Annotated in this window: 16 protein-coding genes and 1 pseudogene; 3 read left to right on the plus strand and 14 right to left on the minus strand. The window is 61.0% G+C overall.

Translation table 11 applies throughout. From position 1 onward, the window contains the following. Nucleotides 1–226: 226 nt before the first annotated feature. Together AB4Z35_RS08090 and AB4Z35_RS08095 are read left to right on the plus strand one after the other, a co-directional pair. On the plus strand, nt 227–1,900 hold the full coding sequence (locus tag AB4Z35_RS08090) for a nitrite/sulfite reductase (protein ID WP_442096592.1): 1,674 nt from the start codon (nt 227–229) through the stop codon (nt 1,898–1,900). Continuing rightward, the gene (locus tag AB4Z35_RS08095; RefSeq protein ID WP_442096593.1) at nt 1,897–2,376 is read left to right on the plus strand and encodes a DUF934 domain-containing protein; all 480 of its coding nucleotides are present in this window, start codon (nt 1,897–1,899) and stop codon (nt 2,374–2,376) included. The genes AB4Z35_RS08090 and AB4Z35_RS08095 overlap by 4 nt, the downstream gene beginning before the upstream one ends. Before the next feature lie 191 nt (nt 2,377–2,567). Here AB4Z35_RS08095 and AB4Z35_RS08100 read toward each other — a convergent pair whose 3' ends face one another. The 14 genes and pseudogenes from AB4Z35_RS08100 to AB4Z35_RS08165 form a co-directional block, all read right to left on the minus strand. Continuing rightward, nucleotides 2,568–4,922 carry a tetratricopeptide repeat protein gene (locus AB4Z35_RS08100; RefSeq protein WP_442096594.1) on the minus strand — a complete coding sequence of 785 codons (2,355 nt, stop codon included), beginning with the start codon at nt 4,920–4,922 and terminating at the stop codon, nt 2,568–2,570. Between the two features lie 224 nt (nt 4,923–5,146). Then, the gene (locus AB4Z35_RS08105) at nt 5,147–7,660 is read right to left on the minus strand and encodes a fused MFS/spermidine synthase (RefSeq protein WP_442096595.1); all 2,514 of its coding nucleotides are present in this window, start codon (nt 7,658–7,660) and stop codon (nt 5,147–5,149) included. Nucleotides 7,661–7,850: 190 nt separating this feature from the next. Beyond that, on the minus strand, nt 7,851–9,440 hold the full coding sequence (locus AB4Z35_RS08110) for an arylsulfatase (RefSeq protein WP_442096596.1): 1,590 nt from the start codon (nt 9,438–9,440) through the stop codon (nt 7,851–7,853). 72 nt (nt 9,441–9,512) lie between these two features. Then, nucleotides 9,513–10,541 (minus strand): HAD family hydrolase, encoded by a 1,029-nt coding sequence (locus tag AB4Z35_RS08115; protein ID WP_442096597.1) that lies wholly within the window; start codon nt 10,539–10,541, stop codon nt 9,513–9,515. Then, nucleotides 10,538–11,965, minus strand: a complete 1,428-nt coding sequence (locus AB4Z35_RS08120; RefSeq protein ID WP_442096598.1) for a hypothetical protein — start codon at nt 11,963–11,965, stop codon at nt 10,538–10,540. Before AB4Z35_RS08120 ends, AB4Z35_RS08115 begins: the two co-directional genes overlap by 4 nt. Further along, nucleotides 11,962–13,542, minus strand: coding sequence for a VWA domain-containing protein (locus tag AB4Z35_RS08125; RefSeq protein ID WP_442096599.1), 1,581 nt, complete (start codon nt 13,540–13,542; stop codon nt 11,962–11,964). Before AB4Z35_RS08125 ends, AB4Z35_RS08120 begins: the two co-directional genes overlap by 4 nt. 1 nt (nt 13,543) lies before the next feature. Beyond that, the gene (locus AB4Z35_RS08130; RefSeq protein ID WP_442096600.1) at nt 13,544–14,536 is read right to left on the minus strand and encodes a vWA domain-containing protein; all 993 of its coding nucleotides are present in this window, start codon (nt 14,534–14,536) and stop codon (nt 13,544–13,546) included. Beyond that, nucleotides 14,523–15,116: a DUF4381 domain-containing protein gene (locus tag AB4Z35_RS08135; protein ID WP_442096601.1), complete on the minus strand. Its 594-nt coding sequence runs from the start codon at nt 15,114–15,116 to the stop codon at nt 14,523–14,525. The genes AB4Z35_RS08130 and AB4Z35_RS08135 overlap by 14 nt, the downstream gene beginning before the upstream one ends. Beyond that, the gene (locus tag AB4Z35_RS08140; protein ID WP_442096602.1) at nt 15,113–16,048 is read right to left on the minus strand and encodes a DUF58 domain-containing protein; all 936 of its coding nucleotides are present in this window, start codon (nt 16,046–16,048) and stop codon (nt 15,113–15,115) included. The genes AB4Z35_RS08135 and AB4Z35_RS08140 overlap by 4 nt, the downstream gene beginning before the upstream one ends. Then, entirely contained in the window at nt 16,045–17,025 is a 981-nt protein-coding gene (locus AB4Z35_RS08145) for an AAA family ATPase (RefSeq protein ID WP_442096603.1), read from the minus strand. Before AB4Z35_RS08145 ends, AB4Z35_RS08140 begins: the two co-directional genes overlap by 4 nt. Nucleotides 17,026–17,033: 8 nt before the next feature. Beyond that, nucleotides 17,034–17,981, minus strand: coding sequence for a SphA family protein (locus tag AB4Z35_RS08150; RefSeq protein ID WP_442096604.1), 948 nt, complete (start codon nt 17,979–17,981; stop codon nt 17,034–17,036). Nucleotides 17,982–17,993: 12 nt separating this feature from the next. After that, complete coding sequence (locus AB4Z35_RS08155; protein WP_442096605.1) at nt 17,994–19,409, minus strand: DUF1254 domain-containing protein; 1,416 nt, start codon at nt 19,407–19,409, stop codon at nt 17,994–17,996. A gap of 9 nt (nt 19,410–19,418) precedes the next feature. Further along, nucleotides 19,419–19,613, minus strand: a pseudogene (locus AB4Z35_RS08160) (hypothetical protein); the annotation flags it as partial. Nucleotides 19,614–20,082: 469 nt separating this feature from the next. Continuing rightward, a complete protein-coding gene (locus AB4Z35_RS08165) occupies nt 20,083–20,508 on the minus strand; it encodes a YciI family protein (protein WP_007991867.1) in 426 nt (141 codons plus the stop codon). 179 nt (nt 20,509–20,687) lie between these two features. On the opposite strand from AB4Z35_RS08165, the gene AB4Z35_RS08170 reads away from it, so the two are divergent. Continuing rightward, nucleotides 20,688–21,131 (plus strand): SRPBCC family protein, encoded by a 444-nt coding sequence (locus AB4Z35_RS08170; protein ID WP_442096606.1) that lies wholly within the window; start codon nt 20,688–20,690, stop codon nt 21,129–21,131. Nucleotides 21,132–21,245 lie beyond the last annotated feature (114 nt).

Here is a 21,245-nt window from a genome sequence, read left to right on the forward strand (position 1 = left end):
ACAAGAACCGCATACACCCCACCGCCCGTAGCAGCTGCCGAGCAACGCGAGGCGGCGTTCGGCGGCGCAGCCGTCGTAAACCCTGTGTCCGTGGTTCAACTGACATTCCGCGTCTTCGGATTTCACGACGGCTGCGCCGCCGAACGCCGCCTCGCGTTGCTCGGCAGCTGCTACGGGCGAGGCGAAGTTACGGGGGATGCGCGGTCAATCCTGATGAGGTATTTACATGTATCAGTACGATGATTATGACCGGGCGCTGGTGTTCGAGCGGGTTGCGCAGTTTCGCGATCAGGTCGAGCGCTTCATGGCCGGTGAGCTGAACGAAGAAGAGTTCCTGCCGTTGCGCCTGCAGAACGGCCTGTACATGCAAAAACACGCCTACATGCTGCGCGTCGCCATTCCCTACGGCACGCTGAGTGCCCGGCAGATGCGCACGCTGGCGAGCATCGCCCGGGATTACGATCGCGGTTACGGCCATTTCACCACCCGGCAGAACATGCAGTTCAACTGGATCGAACTGGCCCAGGTACCGGACATCCTCGAACGCCTGGCCCAGGTGGAAATGCATGCGATCCAGACCTCCGGCAACTGCGTGCGCAACGTCACCACCGAAGCTTTTGCCGGGGTTGCGGCAGACGAAATGATCGACCCGCGACCGCTGGCGGAAATCCTGCGGCAGTGGTCGACCATCAACCCGGAATTCCTGTTCCTGCCACGCAAGTTCAAGATCGCCATCTGCTCGGCCGAACAGGACCGGGCGGCGATCATGATGCATGACATCGGCCTCTATCTTTACCCTGGCAACGATGGGCAAATGCTCCTGCGGGTGATCGTTGGCGGCGGTCTGGGGCGCACGCCTATCCTCGGTTTGCAGATCCGCGAAGGCCTGCCGTGGCAGCACCTGCTGTCCTACGTCGAGGCGGTGTTGCGGGTGTACAACCGCCATGGCCGGCGGGACAACAAATACAAGGCGCGAATCAAGATCCTGGTCAAGGCCCTGGGCATAGAAGCCTTCGCCCGGGAAGTGGAGGAGGAGTGGCAGTACCTCAAGGACGGTCCGGCGCAACTGACCCTTGACGAGTTCGAGCGTGTGGCCAGTGCTTTCGTCGCGCCGCCTTATCGTGTGCTGGCGGACACCAGCCTCGATTACGGCACGCACCTGGCCGACAACCCGGCGTTCGCGCGCTGGGTGCTGCGCAATGTTCAGCCGCATAAAGTGCAGGGTTACGCCAGCGTGGTGTTGTCGACCAAACCTGGCAGCGCTTCGCCACCGGGCGACGTCACGGATAAACAAATGGAAGCGGTGGCCGACTGGGCCGAGCGCTTCGGTTTCGGCGAGATCCGCATTGCCCACGAACAGAACATCGTCCTGCCGGACGTGCCAAAAGCCGACCTGTTCGCGCTGTGGCGTCTGGCTTGCGAACACAATCTGGGCAGCGCCAATGCCGGTTTGCTCACCGACATCATTGCTTGCCCCGGCGGTGATTTCTGCGCGTTGGCCAATGCCAAGTCGATCCCCATCGCCCAGGGCATTCAGGCGCGTTTCGATGACCTCGACTACCTGCACGATCTGGGTGACATCAGCCTCAATATCTCCGGCTGCATGAACGCCTGCGGTCACCACCACATCGGCAACATCGGCATCCTCGGCGTCGATAAGAACGGCAGCGAGTGGTACCAGATCACCCTCGGCGGCGCCCAGGGCAAGAACAGCGCGCTGGGCAAGGTCATCGGCCCGTCGTTCAGCGCCGCCGAAGTGCCGCAGGTGATCGGGCAGATCATCGAGACTTTCGTGCGCTATCGCGAGAGCGAGGAGCTGTTTGTCGACACCGTGCAGCGCATCGGCCTCGAGCCGTTCAAGGAAGCGGTCTATCCGAAAGTGCTGGAGGTGTCGGCATGAACAATCTGTTGCGGCTGGAGGAGGGCGTGGCGCGGATTGTGGCGGATGATCCATGGACACTGTTGCGGGCCCCGGAGCAACCAGTGCCTGACGGTGCCGTGATCCTGCCGCTCGCCCTATGGCTGGAAAACCCACGGCAACAGGGTGTGTGGCTGGGGCCGGACGATGAAGTTGAAAGTCTCAAGCCATGGTTTGCCCAGCTGCCGCTGATCGCCCTGGACTTCCCGAGCTTTCGTGATGGTCGCGGCTACAGCCAGGCCTATCTGCTGCGCACCCGATTGGGTTGGGCCGGCGAGTTGCGCGCCATCGGCGATGTCTTGCGCGATCAACTGAGCCACATGCGCCAATGCGGTTTCGACAGCTTCGCCGTGCGCGAAGACAAATCCGCCGAGGATGCGTTGAAAGGCCTGGCGGGGATGAGTGTGCTGTACGGGCGTTCGGTGATCGAGCCGCGGCCGTTGTTCAGACGTCGTTGAAGTTTTCGCCCGGTGCGTTGATTTTATCTTGTTCGTTGTAGCAGCTGCCGAGCAGCGCGAGGCTGCGTTCGGCTGCGCAGCAGTCGTGAAATCAAACAATGCGGTAATCAGGAATACCGCGTTCGCAGGGTTTACGACGGCTTCGCCGCCGAACGCAGCCTCGCGCTGCTCGGCAGCTGCTACAAGAGGTTCTACTTCAATGCCGGATCCCCCATGTTGATTTTCTTCCAGCCTTGCAGCAGCACCTGGGCCTTCGGTTCCTGTCCGTTGTCGAGGTAGTACTGGATCAGCGACAGCCGCGCATTGCGGTTGGCCGGCTGAACTTTCAACAACCTTTCCAGCTCCTCGAACGCGGCATCCACCTTGCCGCTGTCATGCAGGGCCACCGCCAGCACGTAGCCGTACTGCGGACTCTGCGGCTCCAGTTGCGCGGCTTTGCGCAGGAACGGCATGGCCTGGTCGGCTTTGCCCGCGCGTACCAGCGACAGGCCCTGAGTATGTTGCAGCAGGGCGGCGTCCGGGTGTTCCTTGAGGCTTTGCGCCATTAGCGCCTGGGCTTCCTGAGCGCGGCCGTTGGCTTCCAGCCATTGCACCAGCGTTACCAGTGCCGGGTAGAAGTCCGGATCTCGCTCGAGCGCAGATCGCAGCAGGCCTTCGACATCACCACCACGACCACTGGCCTGATACAGCATCGCCAGGTTGAGATTGGCTTCGCCGCGTTCGGCCAGGCTTTTCTGCACCGTTTCGTATTCGGCGATGGCGGCATTCCAGCTGTCCTGGGCGCCGCCCAGACCGTTGCGTGCCACGCTGAGCAAGTCCCGGGCTGCGGCGATGCGCACGGCTTTCACCGGGTCACTGAGCAACGGCGTCAATAGCTGTGCACGCTCCGCTGGCGGCAGGAAAGCGCTGATCGCCCGGATGGCGCTTTCACGTACTTGCGGGGCCGGATTGCCCAGATCCTTGGTCGCCAGTTTCAACGCCTGTTCGCTGGGGTACATCGGCAATTCGGCCAGCAAGGTCGCCCGTTGAATAGCTGGCAGATTGCTGCGTTGCAACTGCTCGTACAAGGCTTGTGCCGCGCCGGGCTGGCCGTTGCGAATCAGCCACAGGCTTTCGTCGTAGCGCGGGGCTTGCGGGGTACTGGCGGTATTCCACAGCTTGAATTGTCCGGTGATTTTGTCGCCGTCCTTGCCCTGGTGGCAGGTCAGGCAAGCGTCCGGCGTGCCGAGCTTTTTCGCTCGCTCGGGATTGGGAATGCTGAAGCTGTGGTCATGCCGGAAGTCGTTGCCCATGTAGAACTTGCCGGGCATGTGGCAATCCACGCACTGCGAACCCGGTTGGCCCATAGTGTGGCGGGTGTGTTCGATGGAATCGTAGTTTTTCGCTTGCAGGCCTTTGCCGTCGACGCCTTCCACGGTGGTTTTGCCGGCGGTGTTGTGGCATTGCAGACACAGACCGTTGCCCGGCGCCCTTAGCTGCGTGCTGTGAGGGTTGTGGCAGTTGCTGCAACGCACGCCCTTGTCGAACATTTTGCTCTGGGCAAAGGAGCCGTGTTCGAACACTTCGTCCTTGATCTTGCCGTCCAGCGCATACAGCTCGCGGGTCAGGACGCTTGGCAGATAGTCGTCCATCAGGCGCTTGCCAACCGTGTAACCGTCGTCCAGCGGTGCGCGGCGCGAGTGGCAGCGGGCGCAGGTTTCGATTTCCACGGTGGCGTTCCTGTCCTTGAGGTCGACGGCAAATCCGGCATGGATCAGGTCGGTTTTCTTCGCGGTCCACTCCAGGTGACTGGACGCGGGGCCATGGCAGGCCTGACAGCCGACACCGAGGCTGTTCCAGTGGCTGTCGAAGGTGTTTTTTGCCGCATCGAAATTGCGCTTGTAACCGGTGGTGTGACACTCGACGCACATGAAGTTGGCGTTCTGGCTGGGTTTGCTCCAGTGCAGCGGGTTCTTGAAGGTCACGCCCTGGCCCGGATACAAGTGAAACCAGCGCTGCTTTTCGGTATCCCAGGCCACGCCGAGGGCCTGAAGCCGACCTTCGCCGACCTCGATCAAGTATTGCTGCAACGGGGCAACGCCAAAGGTGTAAGCGACCTTGAAGTCGGCATTCTTGCCATCGATACCCGGTGTGTTGACCCAGAATTCGTCGCCTTTGCGCGAGAACACCGTGGCCTCTTTTTCGGCCCTGAAGGTGACGTTATTGAAGTCGCCGAGCATCGTTTCGACGTTGGCCTCCTGCATCGCCAATTGGTGATGGGAGCCTTGCCAGTCCTTGACCTGCTCGCCGTGGCAGCCCTGGCATTGTTGCTCATCGACCATTTTCGCCGGCGCGATAGCGACCGGTTGCGGTTTGGCCGGTTGCACGGCAGGTGTGCTGACGGGAGCAGGCTTGAGTGGCGCCGGGGTGCTGCTCTGCAAAAACCAGCCGATGCCCGCCACGGCCAGGAGCAGGATGCCGATGGTGACAGGGAACAGATAACGCTTGATCAGGGTCGGTTGCGAATCAGGGTTTGGGGCTGCAGCTTTATTTTTATGTTTCGGCATTACGACTTCCATGGTCCAGGTGCGTTTGCCGTCAGGCGCGCGTTGAAGCTTGATGCAGCTTTGCCGGATGGTCGGCGGGTGTCAAATGGCATTGTTTTGAGGCTGATGGCCCCTTCGCGGGCAAGCCCGCTCCCACAGGTTTGGTGTTGTTCACAACATTTGAGTACGACACAACTCCCTGTGGGAGCGAGCCTGCTCGCGATGGCGGCCGCCAAGACACCGCATCACTCCCCGACAAACCACCGGTAATACGGATTCCCGGAATCCCCGCGCATTACCTCGCGAATATCCCTGACCCAGGCCTCACGGTCACCGTCGTACGCATGCAGGCTCGCCCGATAGAACTGCATCAGGCGTTGCTGCTGAGTGTTCATGCGCTCGATGAACCCGGCGTCGGCGTTCAGCAGTGCTGGCGGCTGGTGCAAGTCGAGCAGGGCAGGCAACACGCGACTGATTTCCCCGGAGCGTACCCACGGCGCGTATTCGATCTTTGGCTGATCGTCAGTCACCGGTTGCGCATCGCCAGCGAAGCGTTCAAGCCCAGCGCGGTCAGTCACCCAGGTGGCGAGCAACGCCGCGGCCGAACCGATGCCGACATCCTGCAAGGTGCTGCGAACGCTGTCCTGCTGGAAGCGCGCATTGATCTTCGCCGCATCCAGTTCAATCGGCTCCATCGAGCCCACCAGCAGCATCTCGTGGAACTCGCTGGTCCACAGGGTCGCGTAAGGGAACACGTCGAGGAAGCTGCGCACCAATGAGCGCGAGTCATCGATGTTCTGCGTCGGCAGCGGCAGCCATTGGGCGACCAGGCCTTGTTTCTGCAAACGGCTGGCGGCCAGTTGATAGAAGTCCCGGGAATACAGGTTGACCACGCCGGCAGCGGAGGGCGGTGGCGGTTCGAGGGTGATCAGGTCGTAGCGCTGCGGGTTGCGCAACAGTTCCTGGCGCCCATCGCGCAGACGGACATCGACCCCCGGATTGGCCGCTGCATTGAAATTGCCCTTGAACAACGGCGCCGCCCTGACCACCGAGGGCAGCAGTTCGGCGACCACGCGATGTTCCAGGCCGGGGAAGCGGGTCAGGGCGCCGGCGGTAATGCCGGTGCCGAATCCGATCACCAGCGCCGAACGCGGCTCACCGTTGTGGATCAGCAAGGGCAGCAACGCCTGAATCCGCATGTAACGCAGGGATGGCATGGCGTCGCCGGTGTTGGACACGCCCTGAATGTACAAACGCTGGAACGCTCTTTCGCCCTTGCCTTGGGAAACCACGGCGACGGTCCCGCCACGGCCTTCTTCATAGAACGTCAAGGTGCCATTGCGCGCACCCGGCAGCAGGCTGGCGAGTTTGTTGACCGGCGTAAACACCGCGAGCGCCAGCGACACCAGGCCGATGGCAACGACCGCCTGACGCCGGCCTTTCTTTACCCCATGGCCCTTGCGCACAGCGAAGCAGGCGATACCGGCGGCGATAATCGCCAACAGACCCAGGGTCCGCACCAGTCCCAGCATCGGGATCAGGACAAAGCCGCAGAGCATCACGCCGATAATCCCGCCAAGGGTATTGAACGCGACGACTTCACCGACATGGCGTCCTGTCCGTTCACCGCCGACGCTCAAGCGCAGGGCCAACGGAAAAGCCGCGCCCAGCAGCAGGGTCGGCACAAACACGATGCTCAGGGCGGCCACCGCAAACCGCGTGCTCATGCCCGCCAGTTCGCTGCCGCCCAATGACAACACCCAGGATTCGGCCAGGGTCTGGGCGAGCACCAGCCAGCGCCCCAGCAAGGCGATTTCCAGCAAGGCGACCAGCCCGGCCCCGGCGATCAACAAGCCGAACGCACCCCAGGGATCGCGCAGGCGATCGACCCGACGGGCCAGCAGCATGCTGCCCAGAAACAGCCCGGTGAGGTAAGTCGCCAGCACCACGGCAAAGGCGTAGGTACGGGTGCTCATGAATTGCACGATCGATTGCGACCACACGACCTCGTAGCCCAGGGCCACGCCACCGGCAATGGCGTACAGCCACAAGGCCTGGCGATCGGTTTTTTTGTCGGTGTGATGTTTCACCGGGGCATCGCCGGGCGCCACGCGCTGACGCTGGAACCACAAGGCCCCCGCGGCAGCCAGCAGGTTCAAAATCGCGGCGGCCAGCGCGCTGCCGCGCACGCCGAGGGTGGCAATCAGCACAAACGCAGCGAGCAGGGTGCCGGCGATGGCCCCGGCGGTGTTCGCCGCATAAAGCTGTCCGCCGGCCTTGCCCAGGTGTTGCGGGTCAGAGGCCAGGGAGCGAACCAGCACCGGCAGGGTGCCGCCCATCAACAGCGCGGGAATGCCCACCAGCGCAAACGGCAACACCCAGGCCAGCAGGCCGATGTGTTCTTCCAGCCAGGCAAACGGGCTGGCCGCCAGGCTCATGGCGAAAGTCGCGCCAACACCCAGCACCGCCACCAGCACTTCCAGCCCGGCGTACAGCACAACCGGTTGCTGCATCCGGTCCGCCCAGCGGCCGAACAGCAATCCGCCCAAGGCCAATCCGGCAAAGAACGCGCTGATTCCGGTGGTGATGGCATAGACCTCGACGCCTACCACCAACGACAGCTGCTTGATCCACAGCACCTGATACACCAGCGCCGCGGCGCCGGAGACAAACAGCAGCAGGGCGGGAATCAACACTGCCGGGGCAGCGACATGGGGCGCAGGTATGGCCGACGACTTGCTGGCGACACGTGAGGTCATTGCGGATTGCCTTTCCAATTCAAGAAAACTGCGACTGTGCGGGCCTCATCGCGGGCAATACGGTCCCACACTGGATCTTCGGTACGACAAAATCCCTGTGGGAGCGGGCTTGCCCGCGATTGGGGCCGACGCGGTCCCAAGTCGAAAATAAGTCCGCTCGCCGATGAAGGCGAGCGGCCGTCAAGCGGTCTTACTGTGCAGCCGGTGCAGCTTTCATTTTTTCAGCGATTTTTGCATCTACCGCAGCACGGATCTGATCGATGCTGAAGCTCGCCGGTTTCTGGCTCGGCGGATACTCGATGAACGTCTGCAGGAACCCGGCAGCCTTCTGTACCGCTTGTGCGGCCAGGTAGACGTTTTTGGTTTGCCAATCGTAATACTGATCGGAAACCACGTCGGCCCGTTCGTACGGGTCCATTCTCAGGTTGAGGATTTTCGGCACGCGCAGGCACACGAACGGTTCGCTCCAGACTCTAAAGCCGCCTGGTTCGCGCTGCTCGCAGAACACTACTTTCCAGTTGTTGAAGCGCATCGACACCAGTACGCCATCATCGTTGAAGTAGTAGAACTCCTTACGCTCGCCTTTCGGTTGTTGCCCGGTCAGGTAGGGCAGTTGGTTGAAACCGTCCAGGTGCACCTTGAAATTGGTGCCGCCGGAAGTCGGTGCCCAGCCCTTGAGCAGTTTTTCTTTCACATCGGTTTCACCAGCCGCTGCAAGCAGCGTCGGGAACCAGTCCATGCCCGAGAACATCTCGTTGGACACTTCACCGGCCTTGATCTTGCCCGGCCACCGGACGATTGCCGGAACGCGATACGCACCTTCCCAGTTGGAGTTCTTCTCATTGCGGAACGGCGTGGTCGCCGCATCCGGCCAGGAGAACTGGTTCGGGCCGTTGTCGGTGGTGTAGACGACTATGGTGTTGTCGGTGATTTTCAGGTCATCGAGGGTCTTGAGCAGTTTGCCGACGTCGCCGTCATGCTCGAGCATGCCATCGGCGTATTCGTTGCCGGGCATGCCGCTCTGGCCCTTCATTGAATCGCGCACGTGAGTGAACACGTGCATGCGCGTAGTGTTCATCCAGACGAAGAACGGCTTGTCGGCCTTGGCTTGCTTCTCGATGAACGCCTGGGCGGCAGCAGTGGTTTCATCGTCGATGGTTTCCATGCGCTTGGTGGTCAACGCGCCGGTGTCTTCGATCTTGCCGTCCGCAAAGCTGTGGATCACGCCACGGGGCGTGTTGGCCTTGACGAACTCGGCATCGTCCTTGGGCCAATAAGGGCGCTCAGGCTCTTCTTCGGCGTTGAGGTGATAGAGGTTGCCGAAAAACTCGTCGAAACCGTGATTGGTCGGCAGGTATTCATCCTTGTCGCCCAAGTGGTTTTTGCCGAATTGGCCGGTGGCGTAACCCTGGGACTTGAGGGCCTGGGCGATGGTGATATCACGCTTTTGCAGGCCCACCGGTGCGCCCGGGATGCCGACTTTCGACAAACCGGTACGCAGTGGCGTCTGCCCAGTGATGAAGGACGACCGTCCTGCAGTGCAGCTGTTCTCCGCGTAGTAGTCGGTGAACATCATGCCTTCCTTGGCGATGCGGTCGATGTTCGGAGTCTTGTAGCCGACCACGCCCATGGAGTAGGCGCTGATGTTGGTCTGGCCGATATCGTCGCCGAAGATCACGAGAATGTTGGGTTTTTCAGCGGCCCCGGCAGTTGCCGAGATCGCCATGACCGACGCTGCCACAAAGGCGAGTTTCGGTATCCACTTACGTATGCGAGTCATCTGACTGGCTCCTTATGCTCACTGGTGTCGCGTGCTGCGACAAACGTTTTTGCGGTCCTGCATTACGTCTTTTTATTGCACTTGCTCAGGTGTGGCGGCATCGAATGGATAGATCCGACGCCATTCGGACGCCATATCAACGACGGTCCAGCCACGGGAGTTTGCTTCGTCCAGGGCCTTGTCCAGACGGCCGATCTGCGACTGCCGATCGTAGGCCCATTCACGTTTGGCGTCGGTGTGATGCACCAACCCCATGAAACGTTTACCGGGACCGGCGGCGGTCCACTGGAGCATCTGCAGGTCGCCATCGGAGTTGCCGAACGCGAGGATCGGCCGGCGCCCGATTACCGCGTCGATGCTTTCCGGTTTGCCCGGGCCATCGTCGTTGTGCGCCAGTTTCGGTGTGCGCAGGATCGACGCCTCGCCATCCTTGTACTGAAAGGCCGTGACGAAGGTGGTGCCGATGACCTGTTCTGGTGGAATGCCGTAGACCTTTTCGGCGAAGGCGCGCATGAACCCGGTATCGCCGCCGGAAACAATGTAGGTCTTGAAGTCCTGGCTGCGCAGGTAGTCGAGCATTTCCAGCATGGGCTGGAAGATCATCTCGGTGTACGGCTTGCCGGTTTTCGGATGCCGGGCCTGGCTCAGCCAGGTCTTGGCGTAGTCGTCGAAGGCTGCGGTGGTCATGCCCGTGTGGGTCGCCGCGAAAATCTTCAGGAGGCCCTCCATGCCAGCGGCGGCCAGGGCCTTGTGATCGTTTTCCAGTACCGCCTGGAACGGTTGAGTGGTTTTCCACTCCGGGTGCTGCGGCGCGGTGCGTTTGACTTCATCGAGGGCGAACAGCAGCTCGAAGTACATCGGCTGCTCGCTCCACAAGGTGCCGTCGTTGTCGAATACGGCAATGCGGTCCTCAGGTTTTACGAAGTCCTTGCTGCCTTGATCGGTCACGGCCTGGACGAACTCGATGATGTTCTTTTTTGACGGGCCGTCATTCCACGACGGTAGTGGCTCGGCCGCCTGAACCAGCAGTGGCAGGCTCAGGGCCAGGGTCAGTAAAAACCTAAACCCGTGGTGATGGCGCTGCGATACCGAATTCGTCATGGGAAATCCTTTTCGTGAACGGGGTTGAGTGGATACAGTGCAGATGCGACAGATTCCCTGTTGAGCTCGGCCTGACTATGCAGCGTAGACAAAGATTCCCTGATTTGGCGCAGCGCCTGATCTTTGGCCGGTTCACGGCCATAACATGCGCGCAGGAACGTTTGCAGGCGCGGGCCGAGTTGCGTCAGTTTCAGACCCTGGCGAGTGCGTCGGGTCCACAGGTACAGGGCGCTGAGTTGCGCAGGTTTGCCCTCGATTTGTGCCGGAATCTGCCGCCAGGCGTAGTCGGCCGACTCCAGCCAGGCGGCATGCCGGGTGCGGCGTCGGGCTTGCCAGTTGAGGTACGCGCGCTGTACGAGCGGGCGGCTGAACCAGCCGAGTGCCACCACGCCAAGCACTGACACCAACCCTTCGAACCAGTGCCCGGAAAGGTGCAGACGGTTTTCCCGGCCGAGCTCTTTCAGGTCCTCGGTGATCGAAAATATCGGTTTGTAGACGCCATTGGCCGTTGCGTCGAATGTAATGGCAGGCACTTGCGCGGTGCGGGTTTGACGGCCGGTCGAGTCCCACCATGTCAGTTCGACGACCGGCAGGGTGTAGTGGCCTTCGGTGTCGATCCGATAGGTCGCGGTGTCGATGCGCTGACCGCCATTGAAGTTGCCTCGACCGTCGTCCAGATTGCGGATTTGCGGCGCTTGCGGGTAGCGGCTCAGCCCCTTGATCTCGTCCAGCGCCGGTGTCGGCAATGACATGGCCAGGGCACCGTCGGCCTGCAACGTCAGTTCTCGGGTGATGCTGTCACCGACTTTCAGCGGGGTCGCCGAATTGAAGGTCTTTTGCGTGAACCGCAGTCCTTGGGCCGCCAGCACCGGTTCTCCAGCCTCGAACCCCGGCGGTTGCGTCGCGCTGAAGTGCAATGGCTGGCTCTGGGCACTCAGCGCGCTGGTCGCCTGACCCGGGGTGGCGCGGACTGTCAGTGCCGGAATGTCGAAGTCCTGGGCCAGATTCGGCGTGATCAGGTAGCTGTAGCGCATGCCGCTGAAGGCTTTGCCGTTGATTGTCTGGTTCAGGTGTTCGGCGTGGCCGTCCGGTGGCATCACCAGTGCACCGGGCAGTTTCAGGTCGGGCAGGGTGGGAGCGCTGGTGAACCAGGAATCGGTGAAGACATCGAGTTGCAGCTCGACCAGGCTGCCGACCATGACGGGGTTGGCGGGTTGCAGGCTGGCGCTGACCCGCAGTTCGGGTTCATTGCCCCAAGCTCCGAGGCTGATCAGGCATAGAAGCAAGGTGCCAATTGTTGCGGTGATTGATCTGACGCCATCGCGAGCAAGCTCGCTCCCACAGGGGATTTGTGGTGCACGCGGATCAAATGTGGGAGCGGGCTTGCCCGCGATGGCGGCGACTCGGTCTTTGAGGTAGCTCATGGCTTGGCCCCCGCCTGATCCTGCAAGCTGAACTTCTGTTTGAGAAACTTCGCCGGCGATGTGGTCAGGTTCCGCAGCCACTGTTCATCCGAGGCGGCCTGTTGGGTCTGCACCGGTTTGCTCTGGCCCTTGCCCGGTGCCTTRTCCATCTTGATTTCGTCGGGTTTGACCTGCGGAGTATTTTTCCCGGCGCTTTCGGTGTCCTTCTGCAAGGCAATGGCCAGGGCCAGGTTGGCCGTGGCTTCCGGAAACTGCGGTTGCAACTTCAGCGCCTGGTTATAGGCTGCGATGGCCTGATCGAACTTGAAGCGCCGCACGTAGATGTTGCCCAGATAGAAATAGGCCTGCGGTGTGTCGAGGCGCGCGAAACTGGCCAGTGCCAGGTCGAAATCCGCCGCGTGGTAGGCGGCAACGCCTTTCCAGTACGGATCGACAAACAAGGCCGCCGCCTGAGGGAAGTGCTGATGCTCGAAGGCCCAGCGACCTTGCTGGTCGCGGGTGAAAAAGGCATCCGTCAGCGCGTTGGCCTGCGCCGGCACCGGTTGCAAGCCCAAGCCTGCCGCCAGCAGCAACCCAGCCATCCAGTTCAAGCTCCAGCCCTTGCGTACGCTGAAAAAGGCGATCAACAGCAGCGGCCAGCACAGCCAGTAACCTGCGTCTTTCCAGTGCAATTCACGCTGTTCGTCACTGGCAGACTGGAAGTGCTGCCGGGCGTGCAGTTCGACCCAGTCCAGGTCGTCATCGTTGAGGGTCAGGCTGCTCAGCGGGGCATCCATCGTTGCTGCAAGCTGCTTGAGGGCGTCCTGATCGAAACTGCCGAGTTGCGGGCGACCGTTGCTGTCGGTGCGCGGCCGGCCAGCGGCATCGCGAATGATCCCGCCGTCGGTGCTGCCAGCCGCCAGAATCAGCACTTGCAGCGCACTGCCAGTCAGCTGTTTATCCAGCCCGGCCAGTGCCGAAGTGTCGGCGCCATCGGTGATCAGCAGCAGGGTGCCGGGGGTTTTCTCGGCGGCGAGCAGGCGCTTGGCCTGATCGATGACCGCGCCGACATTTTTCCCCGGCTTGCTGATCAGGTCGGTGCTCAGGGCCTGAATGAACGTATCGAGCAGCGCCGGATCGTCGGTGGCGGGCAATACCAGATGCGCGCTGCCGGCGTAGGCAATCAAGGCGCTGCGCGACCCGGCGCGGCGCTGGATCAAGTCGTGGAGCTTGTGCTTGGCCGCTTCCAGGCGACTCGGTGGAACATCGCTGGCGTCCATGGACGGCGACAGGTCGACGGCGATGATCAGTGGCGCATGGTTTTCCAGAAAGTCTGGCCGATCCTGTTCCCAGGTCGGCCCGGCAGCGGCAATGGCGCCGAGTACCAGCAGCGCACACACCAGGTGCACCGGACGCAGGTGTTGCCGGTCTTGCGGGGTGATCAGCAGATGCGGCAGCAGGTGCGCGGCGATGTTGCTGCGCAAGCGCCGTTGCAGATCCCGGTTGCGCCGCCACAGCAACGGCAGCAGCCCACCGAAGATCGCGAGCAACAGCCACAGGGGGCGCAGGAAATGGAAGTCGCTGAGGTTGATGTCCATCTCAGGCCTCCTGCCGCTGACGCGCGAGCATCAGGCGAGGAAGCAGCAGGGCGCCCAAGTGATAAGTCGCCAGCAGGGCAAGGGCAGCGCCCAGCGGCCACCAGAACAGATCGCGTTTGGGCTGATGGCTGAGGGTTTTCACTTGATGCGGGGTGAGTTTGTCGAGGGTGCTGTAGACCTGATCGAGGGCATTGCGGTCTTCGGCGCGGAAGAAGTGTCCGCCAGTGACTTCGGCAATGTCTTGCAAGCCTTGCAGGTTGACCTTGGCTTCGCCTTCGGCGTTCGGGTCACCAATGCCGATGGTATGAATCACCACGCCTTTGGCGGCGGCCATGGATGCTGCGTGGTCCGGGGTGATGGCGCTGCTGGTGTCGTTGCCGTCAGTGAGCAGAATCAGCACTTTTTCCTGCTCGTGGGCCTGATCCAGCAGTTTCAGGCTCAGCCCGATGGCATCGCCGATGGCCGTATTGGGGCCGGCCATGCCGATGCCAGTGTCGTCCAGCAGCAGTGACAGGCTGGCGTGATCGAGGGTCAACGGCGCCTGCGGATAAGCACCAGTGCCGAACACGATCAGTCCGATTCGATCGTCTTTACGTTTGTCGATGAACCCGTGCACCACTTCCTTGACCGCTGCCAGGCGATTGATGTTCTGGCCGTTGGCGTCGGTGAAGTCGGTGGTTTCCATCGACTGGGAAATGTCGATGGCCAGCATCAGGTCACGCACCGGCTGCTGGCGTTCGATGGGTTTTTCCACGAGCACCGGCCGACTCGCCGCCACCAGCAACAGCATCCAGACCAGCAGGTTCAGGAGCAATTGCCAGCGGTTGCTGCGGGTGCCAGCCCGGCTCGGGGCCTGGCCGACGGCGCGGCTCATGGCACCGAAAAACGGCACGCGCACCGCACTGCGCGCTTCGCGGTAGTCGGGCAGGTAGCGATAACCGAACCACGGCAACGGCAACAGGATCAGCAGCCAAGGGTAATCAAGCTGCCACATGATGACGCTCCACCCAGGTTTTGCAGGTACTGAATAGCTGCTGGCGCTGTTCATTGGGCATGGCCCGCAATACGGCGTCAGGCGCGTAGGCCAGCAGCGCCAGTTGTTGGCTGAAGTCGGTGGGCAACGGTTGTTTACAGTGCCTCTGCAAAAACGCCTGCCAGTCCTCTTTCCCCAACGCCGCTGGAGAACCTTGTGGGAGCGAGCTTGCTCGCGATAGCGGTCCCCCAGTCGACATCGACTTTGAATGTAACGACGCTATCGCGAGCGAGCTCGCTCCCACAGGTTTTGTGTTCCGACTGGAAGGCATCGAGAGGGCCACGCGTTTCAGCAGCTCAGGAAGCTCGCGCAATGCATTGAGGTCATTACTGCGCTGCTGCAATTCCGCCAGTCGTGCCAGCGCCTCACGCCGATAGCGATCACGCCGCCATTGCCAGTATCGCCGCATGCCTGTCACCAGCAGCGCGACGATCAGCAGCGCCAGCAACGCCCACCAACCCCACGTCTGCGGCGCAAAACTGACCGGCGTTGGCAGTGTCATTTCCTTGAGTTGGTCGATGCTCGGGACGGTGGGGTTCATCGGCGGCCCCCTGCGAGCTTGCCCAGTTCGGCGCGCAGTTGTTCCCGGGCCTCTGTGGCGGTGCTGAACATCATCAACGGCACCCGGCTGCGGCGCAGCAAGGTAGCGACGTCCTTGAGCCGGCCGCTGAGAAAATCACCGAGTGGCTGATGCACCTGATGTCGTTCCACCGCCAGTTCCACCTGCAACTGTCCTTGGGTGATCAGCAAGCGACCGTTTTTCGGCAGGTTCAGCGCCAATGGGTCATAGACCTGCATGGCAATCACATCGTTGTGGGCCGCCAGTTGCCGCATCAGTTGCAAGGTGCGTTCGCCGGCCCCGGCGAAGTCGCTGATGATACAGATCAGGTGATCGTGACCGGCCACGGCCAGGCACTGCTGCAAGACCTTGTCGAGCTGGTCTTCGCCTTCGGCGTCCGGGTTGGCGGCATTGAGTGCCTGGTTCTGTTGGGCGATGCGGCTGCACAGCGCTTCGATCCGTTTGCGACTGCGCAGCGGGGCGATACTGTCGATGCGCCGGTCGTTGAACACCAGTCCACCGACGCGGTCGCCGGCGTTGAGCACCATCCACGCCGCCAGGGCACCGAGCTCGGCGGCGACGGTGGATTTGAAGCTGCGTTGCGAACCGAAGAACATCGACATGCGCTGGTCCACCAGGATCAGCGCCGGACGGTCACGCTCTTCGGTGAACGTGCGCACCACCGGTTTGCCTGTGCGCAGTGATGCCCGCCAATCGAGGTGGCGCAGATCGTCCCCCGGCTGATAGCGGCGCAATTCATCGAAGTTCAAGCCACGGCCGCGCAAGCGCGAAGCATGGTTGCCGGCGAGGATGCTGCCCTGGGGCTGGCTCGCGACAAAACTCAGATCACGGGCCTTGAACTCCAGGGCCATCAACTGCGCCAGAGAGACATAGACCAATCCATCGGTGTTCACGCCGCAATCGCCACTTTGTCGAGTAGACGGTCGAGTACCTGATCGGCAGTCACGCCGTCGGCCACCGCGTCGTAACTCAGTTGCAGGCGATGGCGCAGCACCGGGTGCGCCACGGCGCGCACGTTGTCCGGCGAAACGAAATCCTGGCCCTGCAACCATGCGTCGGCCCGGGCACAGCGGTCCAGGCCGATACCACCGCGGGGGCTGGCGCCGATGCTGATCCAGCGTCCAAGGTCGGCGTCGTAGTCGGCCGGATGGCGCGTGGCGTTGATCAGGTCGATGAGGTAACGGTCGATGGCCGGGGACACATGCACGGCGCTGACTTCCCGGCGCGCCGCGAAAATTACCTCCTGTGCGAGGGCAAAACCCTGCACGGCGGCTGTTTTGGCGCCGAGTGCCTGTTCTTCCTCACGCAACAGCCGTAGTACCTGGCTTTCGTTTTCCGTGCTCGGGTAATCGAGTAGCACCTTCATCAGGAAACGGTCCATCTGCGCTTCCGGCAGGGGATACGTGCCTTCCTGTTCGATCGGATTCTGGGTCGCCACCACGATGAACAGTTCCGGCAGGGCATGGCTGTTGCCGGCCACGGTGATCTGGCGTTCTTCCATGGCCTCGAGCAGCGCGGCCTGGACCTTGGCCGGGGCACGGTTGATTTCGTCGGCCAGGATCAGGTTGCCGAACAACGGCCCCGGCTGAAAGCGGATCTCGTGTTTACCCTCGACCTGATGCAGCACCTCGGCCCCGGTAATGTCCGACGGCAGCAAGTCCGGGGTGAACTGGATGCGGCTCATTTTCGCATCCAGGTGTTTGGCCAATGCTTTCACCGTGCGGGTCTTGGCCAGGCCGGGCAAGCTTTCGAGCAGCAGATGCCCGTTGGCCAGCAAACCGACCAGCACTTGCCGGATCACCTGATCCTGGCCGAGCACGGCTTCGGCGATGCTGGCTTGCAGAGCGTTGATGTCGTTGAGTGTGCTCATGCGATCTCCTAGAAAAACGCCAGGGTCAGGTTGACGCTGAAACCATTGCCCTCAGGCCGGTTCTTGGTGTCGAACTCCGGCACCCAACGGGCACTGATGTTGGCCTGGGCGTCGGCGAACTTGCCGCTCCAGCCCACCACCGGGCCGGCACCCACGGAACGACCACGGAAGCCGCTGTTGGCGCCGGAACCCGAGTCATCGGTGACCTGCTGGATGTATCCGGCTGCGATACCGGCGTTCCATCCGTTGCCAAAGCCGTGGGTCCACAGTGCATCGAGGGTGTAGATGTTGCCGTTGCGATAGTCGGTGGAGTCGTTCTCGGTGTAGAACTCCAGGCCACTCGACAGCGTGAACTCACCGCCCTTGCCGTCCAGATGGGTGAACGCGACGGTGGGCATGAAGGTGTAATTGTTCTGTCCGGGGTTGGCCAGGCGATCGTCGTTGTAGGCACCGGTCGGCACGTAGATCGGCAGCGAGAACGAGATGTGGTTGAATTCGTCGAAGTGGTAGCCGGCGGCAATCGGTGTCACCAGCATGTCGGCAAACTGGGTGCCGCTGTCCGAGGTGCCCAGGGTTCTGCCGCGAGGGCCGGTGATGTTCGCCGTGATGTCGGTGTACTGCACCGGCACACCGATGGCCGAGGCGTAATTCCAGCGACCCTTGCCGGTGTCCCAGACATGGGTGAAGTTGGCCATGGTGTAGGACACTTTCATGTCCAGCCCGGTACTCAGGGCACCCACGATCGGCACCTGGGCGTTGCCCTTGAGGTCACCGTCGTACCAGATGCTGGTCAGGGACATGACCCAACCCGGCCCCGGGGGCACGATCCCGGCGTTGGAAAACACTTGTTGCCCGGTGATGGGGCGGCCGACGCCACCCTCGGCCGCCAGTACCAATGGACTGCTGCTGACCATGCACAGCGCCAACAAGGGGCGCACTACGAAAGGCCTGATCATGAATGACTCCGCTTATTGTTGTGAGGTCGTCGGAGTCAGCAGCGGCCGTTTCCACTGGCCGCTGGTGACTTCCGGTTTTGGCAAATACAGGCGCAGAACGCCGTAAAACGGACCATTCGGTGCCGGCAGCCAGTTGCTTTGCAACTCTTTGGCCGGTGCCTTGTGCTGCACGTAAAGGGTCAGGCCGCCATCGGCATCGAGCTTGAGGTCGGGCAACATCCGCGAATTGATCAAGTAGCGATTGAGCGGATTAGCCACCAGCAATTTGTTCTTGCCGTCGTACATGGTCAGGGACCAGAACGCATCGACCGGGGGCAGCGCGTCCTTGTCGAAATGCAAGGTGTAGTCGGTTTTCGACGTGTCGGCCGGTTTCCCGTCCTTGTCGATGAAATAGCCGAAGTAGTTCGCCTCTTCGGCGGAGTTGCCGAAGATCCCCATGTCGGCGCCTGCGTAGCGGTACAGGTAGTTACCCTTGAGGTGGTCGCGGCTGCCGAACAGGTCACCACTGGTGATCTGGTGGGTGTCGACCCTGGTTTTCTTGAACTCGGCGAACTCGGCCCTGGCGTCACTGATACCGTCTTCAAGGGCCTTGCGTTGTTCTGCGGTCAGTTCGCTGAGCTTGAACGGCTTACCGGCCTCGACGCCGATTTTTGCGAAGCGCGCCAACAGGTCTTTTTCCACGTCCTGGGCCGGGGTGAACGCCAGCATGAAGTTCAGGTAGCGGAACAGGTCCGGGGTTTCGCTCATGGTCGGCGTCGGTTTCGGCCAGTCGATTTTCGGCGCAGCGGCGGGTGGCTTCTGCTTGACGTAATGGCTCAGGGTTTCAACCTTGTAGCCCTTCTGGATCTGCTTGACCCTGGCCAGGTCTTTTTCATCGAACAACTGCGTGCGGTACAGTGCGTAAGCGATGTTGCTTTCACTGCGCACCATGCGGTCGATGTTGACCGGTTGCTGACCTTGCCAGGTCGGGCCGGCAATCATGTAGTGACCACCGTTGTTGCCCGTGCTGCGAGTACCCAGGTAGCCAAAGTTCTGGGTGTAGGCGTCGATCAGTTGCACCGAGTAATAACGATGCTCTTCGATGGGCGGCAGGGTCAGCACCAGTGGCTCGGCGCGCAAATCCATCCAGACGAAGGAGTAGGGCGTGTCGGAGTTCGGGGTGACGAACGCCGTGTCCTTCGCGGTAAATGCCTTGGCGGTGTTGCCAATCTGATTGAACGGCGCCTTGAAGTTCGGCCCCTTCCTGTCCACGGCCTGGGTATAGAGGGTCTTGTACATCTCCACCACCGGGAAACCGTACAGATAAGCCTCTTTGGCAATGGCCCGGGCTTCGTCCGGGCTGGCAGTGAAGTGGGTACTGGCACCTGCACCACAGCTGACGAACATTGTCATCAGGCTGAAACCGGCTGCGCGAATTGCACCGTGCATAAAAAGTCCTTATTTACCGAAGGTGACGTTGATCCCGGCGTACAACGTGAATTGCGGCAAGCCGTCGCCTTTGCGGTCGACGGTCCACTGCGGTTCGATAAAGGCATTGAGGATATTGGACCCGGATTTTCAGGCTTTGCCGCCACCCAAATCGAGTGGGGTGTAATGGGTGTTGTTCTTCAGGTCGAAGGTCCAGCGGGTTGTTACTTTTGTTGGCCGTCTCGGCGTTATCCGCGTGAGCACAAAAAACAGGCGCAAGCGAAGTCACCCAGACAAAGGCGTACTTCCCCAATTTCTTAGACATCATTCCCCCGGATCCCTGGTGGCTGATTGGGCATACGGCCGTTATGTTTGGCCGTAACCGCGTAATCCCTTTCAGATCAAGCCTGTAGGACTCGTCAGATGACGTTAGCAGCTAACCACGGGTTATCCAGTAGAACGGATTAATTCTTTGGTTTTTTGTGCAGGTTCTGGTTATTTTTGTATGTTAAAAAATCTGATACAAATCAATGGCTTACCATGACAAGTTGAGTGATTTTCCAGGAAGTGTGGGAGCGAGCCTGCTCGCGAATGCGGCCTGTCAGTCAACATAAGTGTTGAATGTGACGACCTCTTCGCGAGTAGGCTCGCTCCCACAGGAAATTGAGGAAGTGGCCGATTCAGTCGGCGCCCATCAGTTTTTCTTCGCCTGCTCCCAAACCCGCTCTTCCTGCTCGCGCAGTTCCGGTGTGAACTCGGCTCCAAAGTCTTCAGCCTCAAACACCTGGCGAATTTCGATCTCGGCCTCGGTACCCGGCATCGGGTTGGGACAGCGCTTGACCCATTCGATGGCTTCTTCCCTGGACTTCACTTTCCATAACCAGAAACCGGCAATCAGTTCCTTGGTTTCGATGAAGGGACCGTCGATCACCGAGCGTTTGTCTCCTGAAAACTTTACACGAGCGCCTTTGCTGCTCGGGTGCAGGCCTTCGCCCGCGAGCATGATGCCGGCCTTGACCAGTTCTTCGTTGTAGTTGCCCATGGCCGTCAACAGCTCCTGGCTGGGCATGACGCCGGCTTCGGATTCCTGGCTGGCTTTGATGATGATCATGAATCGCATGGTGATGTCTCCGTTGTAATTGAATGACTCGCTCAATGGTCGAATGGCTGCGGCGCAAATCGACAGCACGCTGAACAAAATTGTCGCAGGTGACACCATGGCAGATTTATTTTCGACTTCCATTTCACTACACGGTATTTCTGTCCCATTCGTTTACTGACCAAAGGAATGTGTCCCCTATGCCAACCTTGCAGCTCACCACGCTCATTCCCGGTCGTATGCCTGAAGACGTCCTCGACTTTTGCCTGGAAGGCATCAACTTCCCGAAGATTTTCCCTGAGCGCATCAACCCACTGGGTAATGTCGACCTGAGTCTTTTGCGGATTGAAGCCGGGCGGCAATTTCGCTTTCGCCACTGGATGTTCAACGTGATTCCAATGAACTGGACGGTGGTGATCCGTGAAGTCGGCGAAATGCATTTCATCGACGAAATGCTCAAGGGGCCGATGCGTGCCTTTCGTCACGAACATCGGGTAGCAGCGGGCGAGGGCGGTACGCTATATACCGACCGGGTCACCTACTCGGCATTGGGGGGGGCTCCCCTGGAGTGGTTGCTGGTCAATAGCTACATGCGGCGGATTTTCGAGACGCGACATCGCAATATGCTGGAGTTACTCAAATAACACCGTTGTCCCTGTGGGAGCGGGCTTGCTCCGGGCGGCGCTCCGACGAAAGCGATCTGTCAGTCACTGCGATGCTGAATGTGCTGCCGTATTCGTCGGAGCGCCGCCCGGAGC

The sequence above is a fragment of the Pseudomonas sp. KB_15 genome (genome assembly GCF_052114525.1).
In the GTDB taxonomy this organism is placed as follows: domain Bacteria; phylum Pseudomonadota; class Gammaproteobacteria; order Pseudomonadales; family Pseudomonadaceae; genus Aquipseudomonas.

What these genes read in the sequence shown, in the direction of transcription:
- AB4Z35_RS08090 (WP_442096592.1), top strand. Translation starts at nt 227, where the DNA reads ATGTATCAGTACGATGATTATGACCGGGCGCTGGTGTTCGAGCGGGTT.
- AB4Z35_RS08095 (WP_442096593.1), top strand. Translation starts at nt 1,897, where the DNA reads ATGAACAATCTGTTGCGGCTGGAGGAGGGCGTGGCGCGGATTGTGGCG.
- AB4Z35_RS08100 (WP_442096594.1), bottom strand. Translation starts at nt 4,922, where the DNA reads ATGCCGAAACATAAAAATAAAGCTGCAGCCCCAAACCCTGATTCGCAA.
- AB4Z35_RS08105 (WP_442096595.1), bottom strand. Translation starts at nt 7,660, where the DNA reads ATGACCTCACGTGTCGCCAGCAAGTCGTCGGCCATACCTGCGCCCCAT.
- AB4Z35_RS08110 (WP_442096596.1), bottom strand. Translation starts at nt 9,440, where the DNA reads ATGACTCGCATACGTAAGTGGATACCGAAACTCGCCTTTGTGGCAGCG.
- AB4Z35_RS08115 (WP_442096597.1), bottom strand. Translation starts at nt 10,541, where the DNA reads ATGACGAATTCGGTATCGCAGCGCCATCACCACGGGTTTAGGTTTTTA.
- AB4Z35_RS08120 (WP_442096598.1), bottom strand. Translation starts at nt 11,965, where the DNA reads ATGAGCTACCTCAAAGACCGAGTCGCCGCCATCGCGGGCAAGCCCGCT.
- AB4Z35_RS08130 (WP_442096600.1), bottom strand. Translation starts at nt 14,536, where the DNA reads ATGTGGCAGCTTGATTACCCTTGGCTGCTGATCCTGTTGCCGTTGCCG.
- AB4Z35_RS08135 (WP_442096601.1), bottom strand. Translation starts at nt 15,116, where the DNA reads ATGAACCCCACCGTCCCGAGCATCGACCAACTCAAGGAAATGACACTG.
- AB4Z35_RS08145 (WP_442096603.1), bottom strand. Translation starts at nt 17,025, where the DNA reads ATGAGCACACTCAACGACATCAACGCTCTGCAAGCCAGCATCGCCGAA.
- AB4Z35_RS08150 (WP_442096604.1), bottom strand. Translation starts at nt 17,981, where the DNA reads ATGATCAGGCCTTTCGTAGTGCGCCCCTTGTTGGCGCTGTGCATGGTC.
- AB4Z35_RS08155 (WP_442096605.1), bottom strand. Translation starts at nt 19,409, where the DNA reads ATGCACGGTGCAATTCGCGCAGCCGGTTTCAGCCTGATGACAATGTTC.
- AB4Z35_RS08165 (WP_007991867.1), bottom strand. Translation starts at nt 20,508, where the DNA reads ATGCGATTCATGATCATCATCAAAGCCAGCCAGGAATCCGAAGCCGGC.
- AB4Z35_RS08170 (WP_442096606.1), top strand. Translation starts at nt 20,688, where the DNA reads ATGCCAACCTTGCAGCTCACCACGCTCATTCCCGGTCGTATGCCTGAA.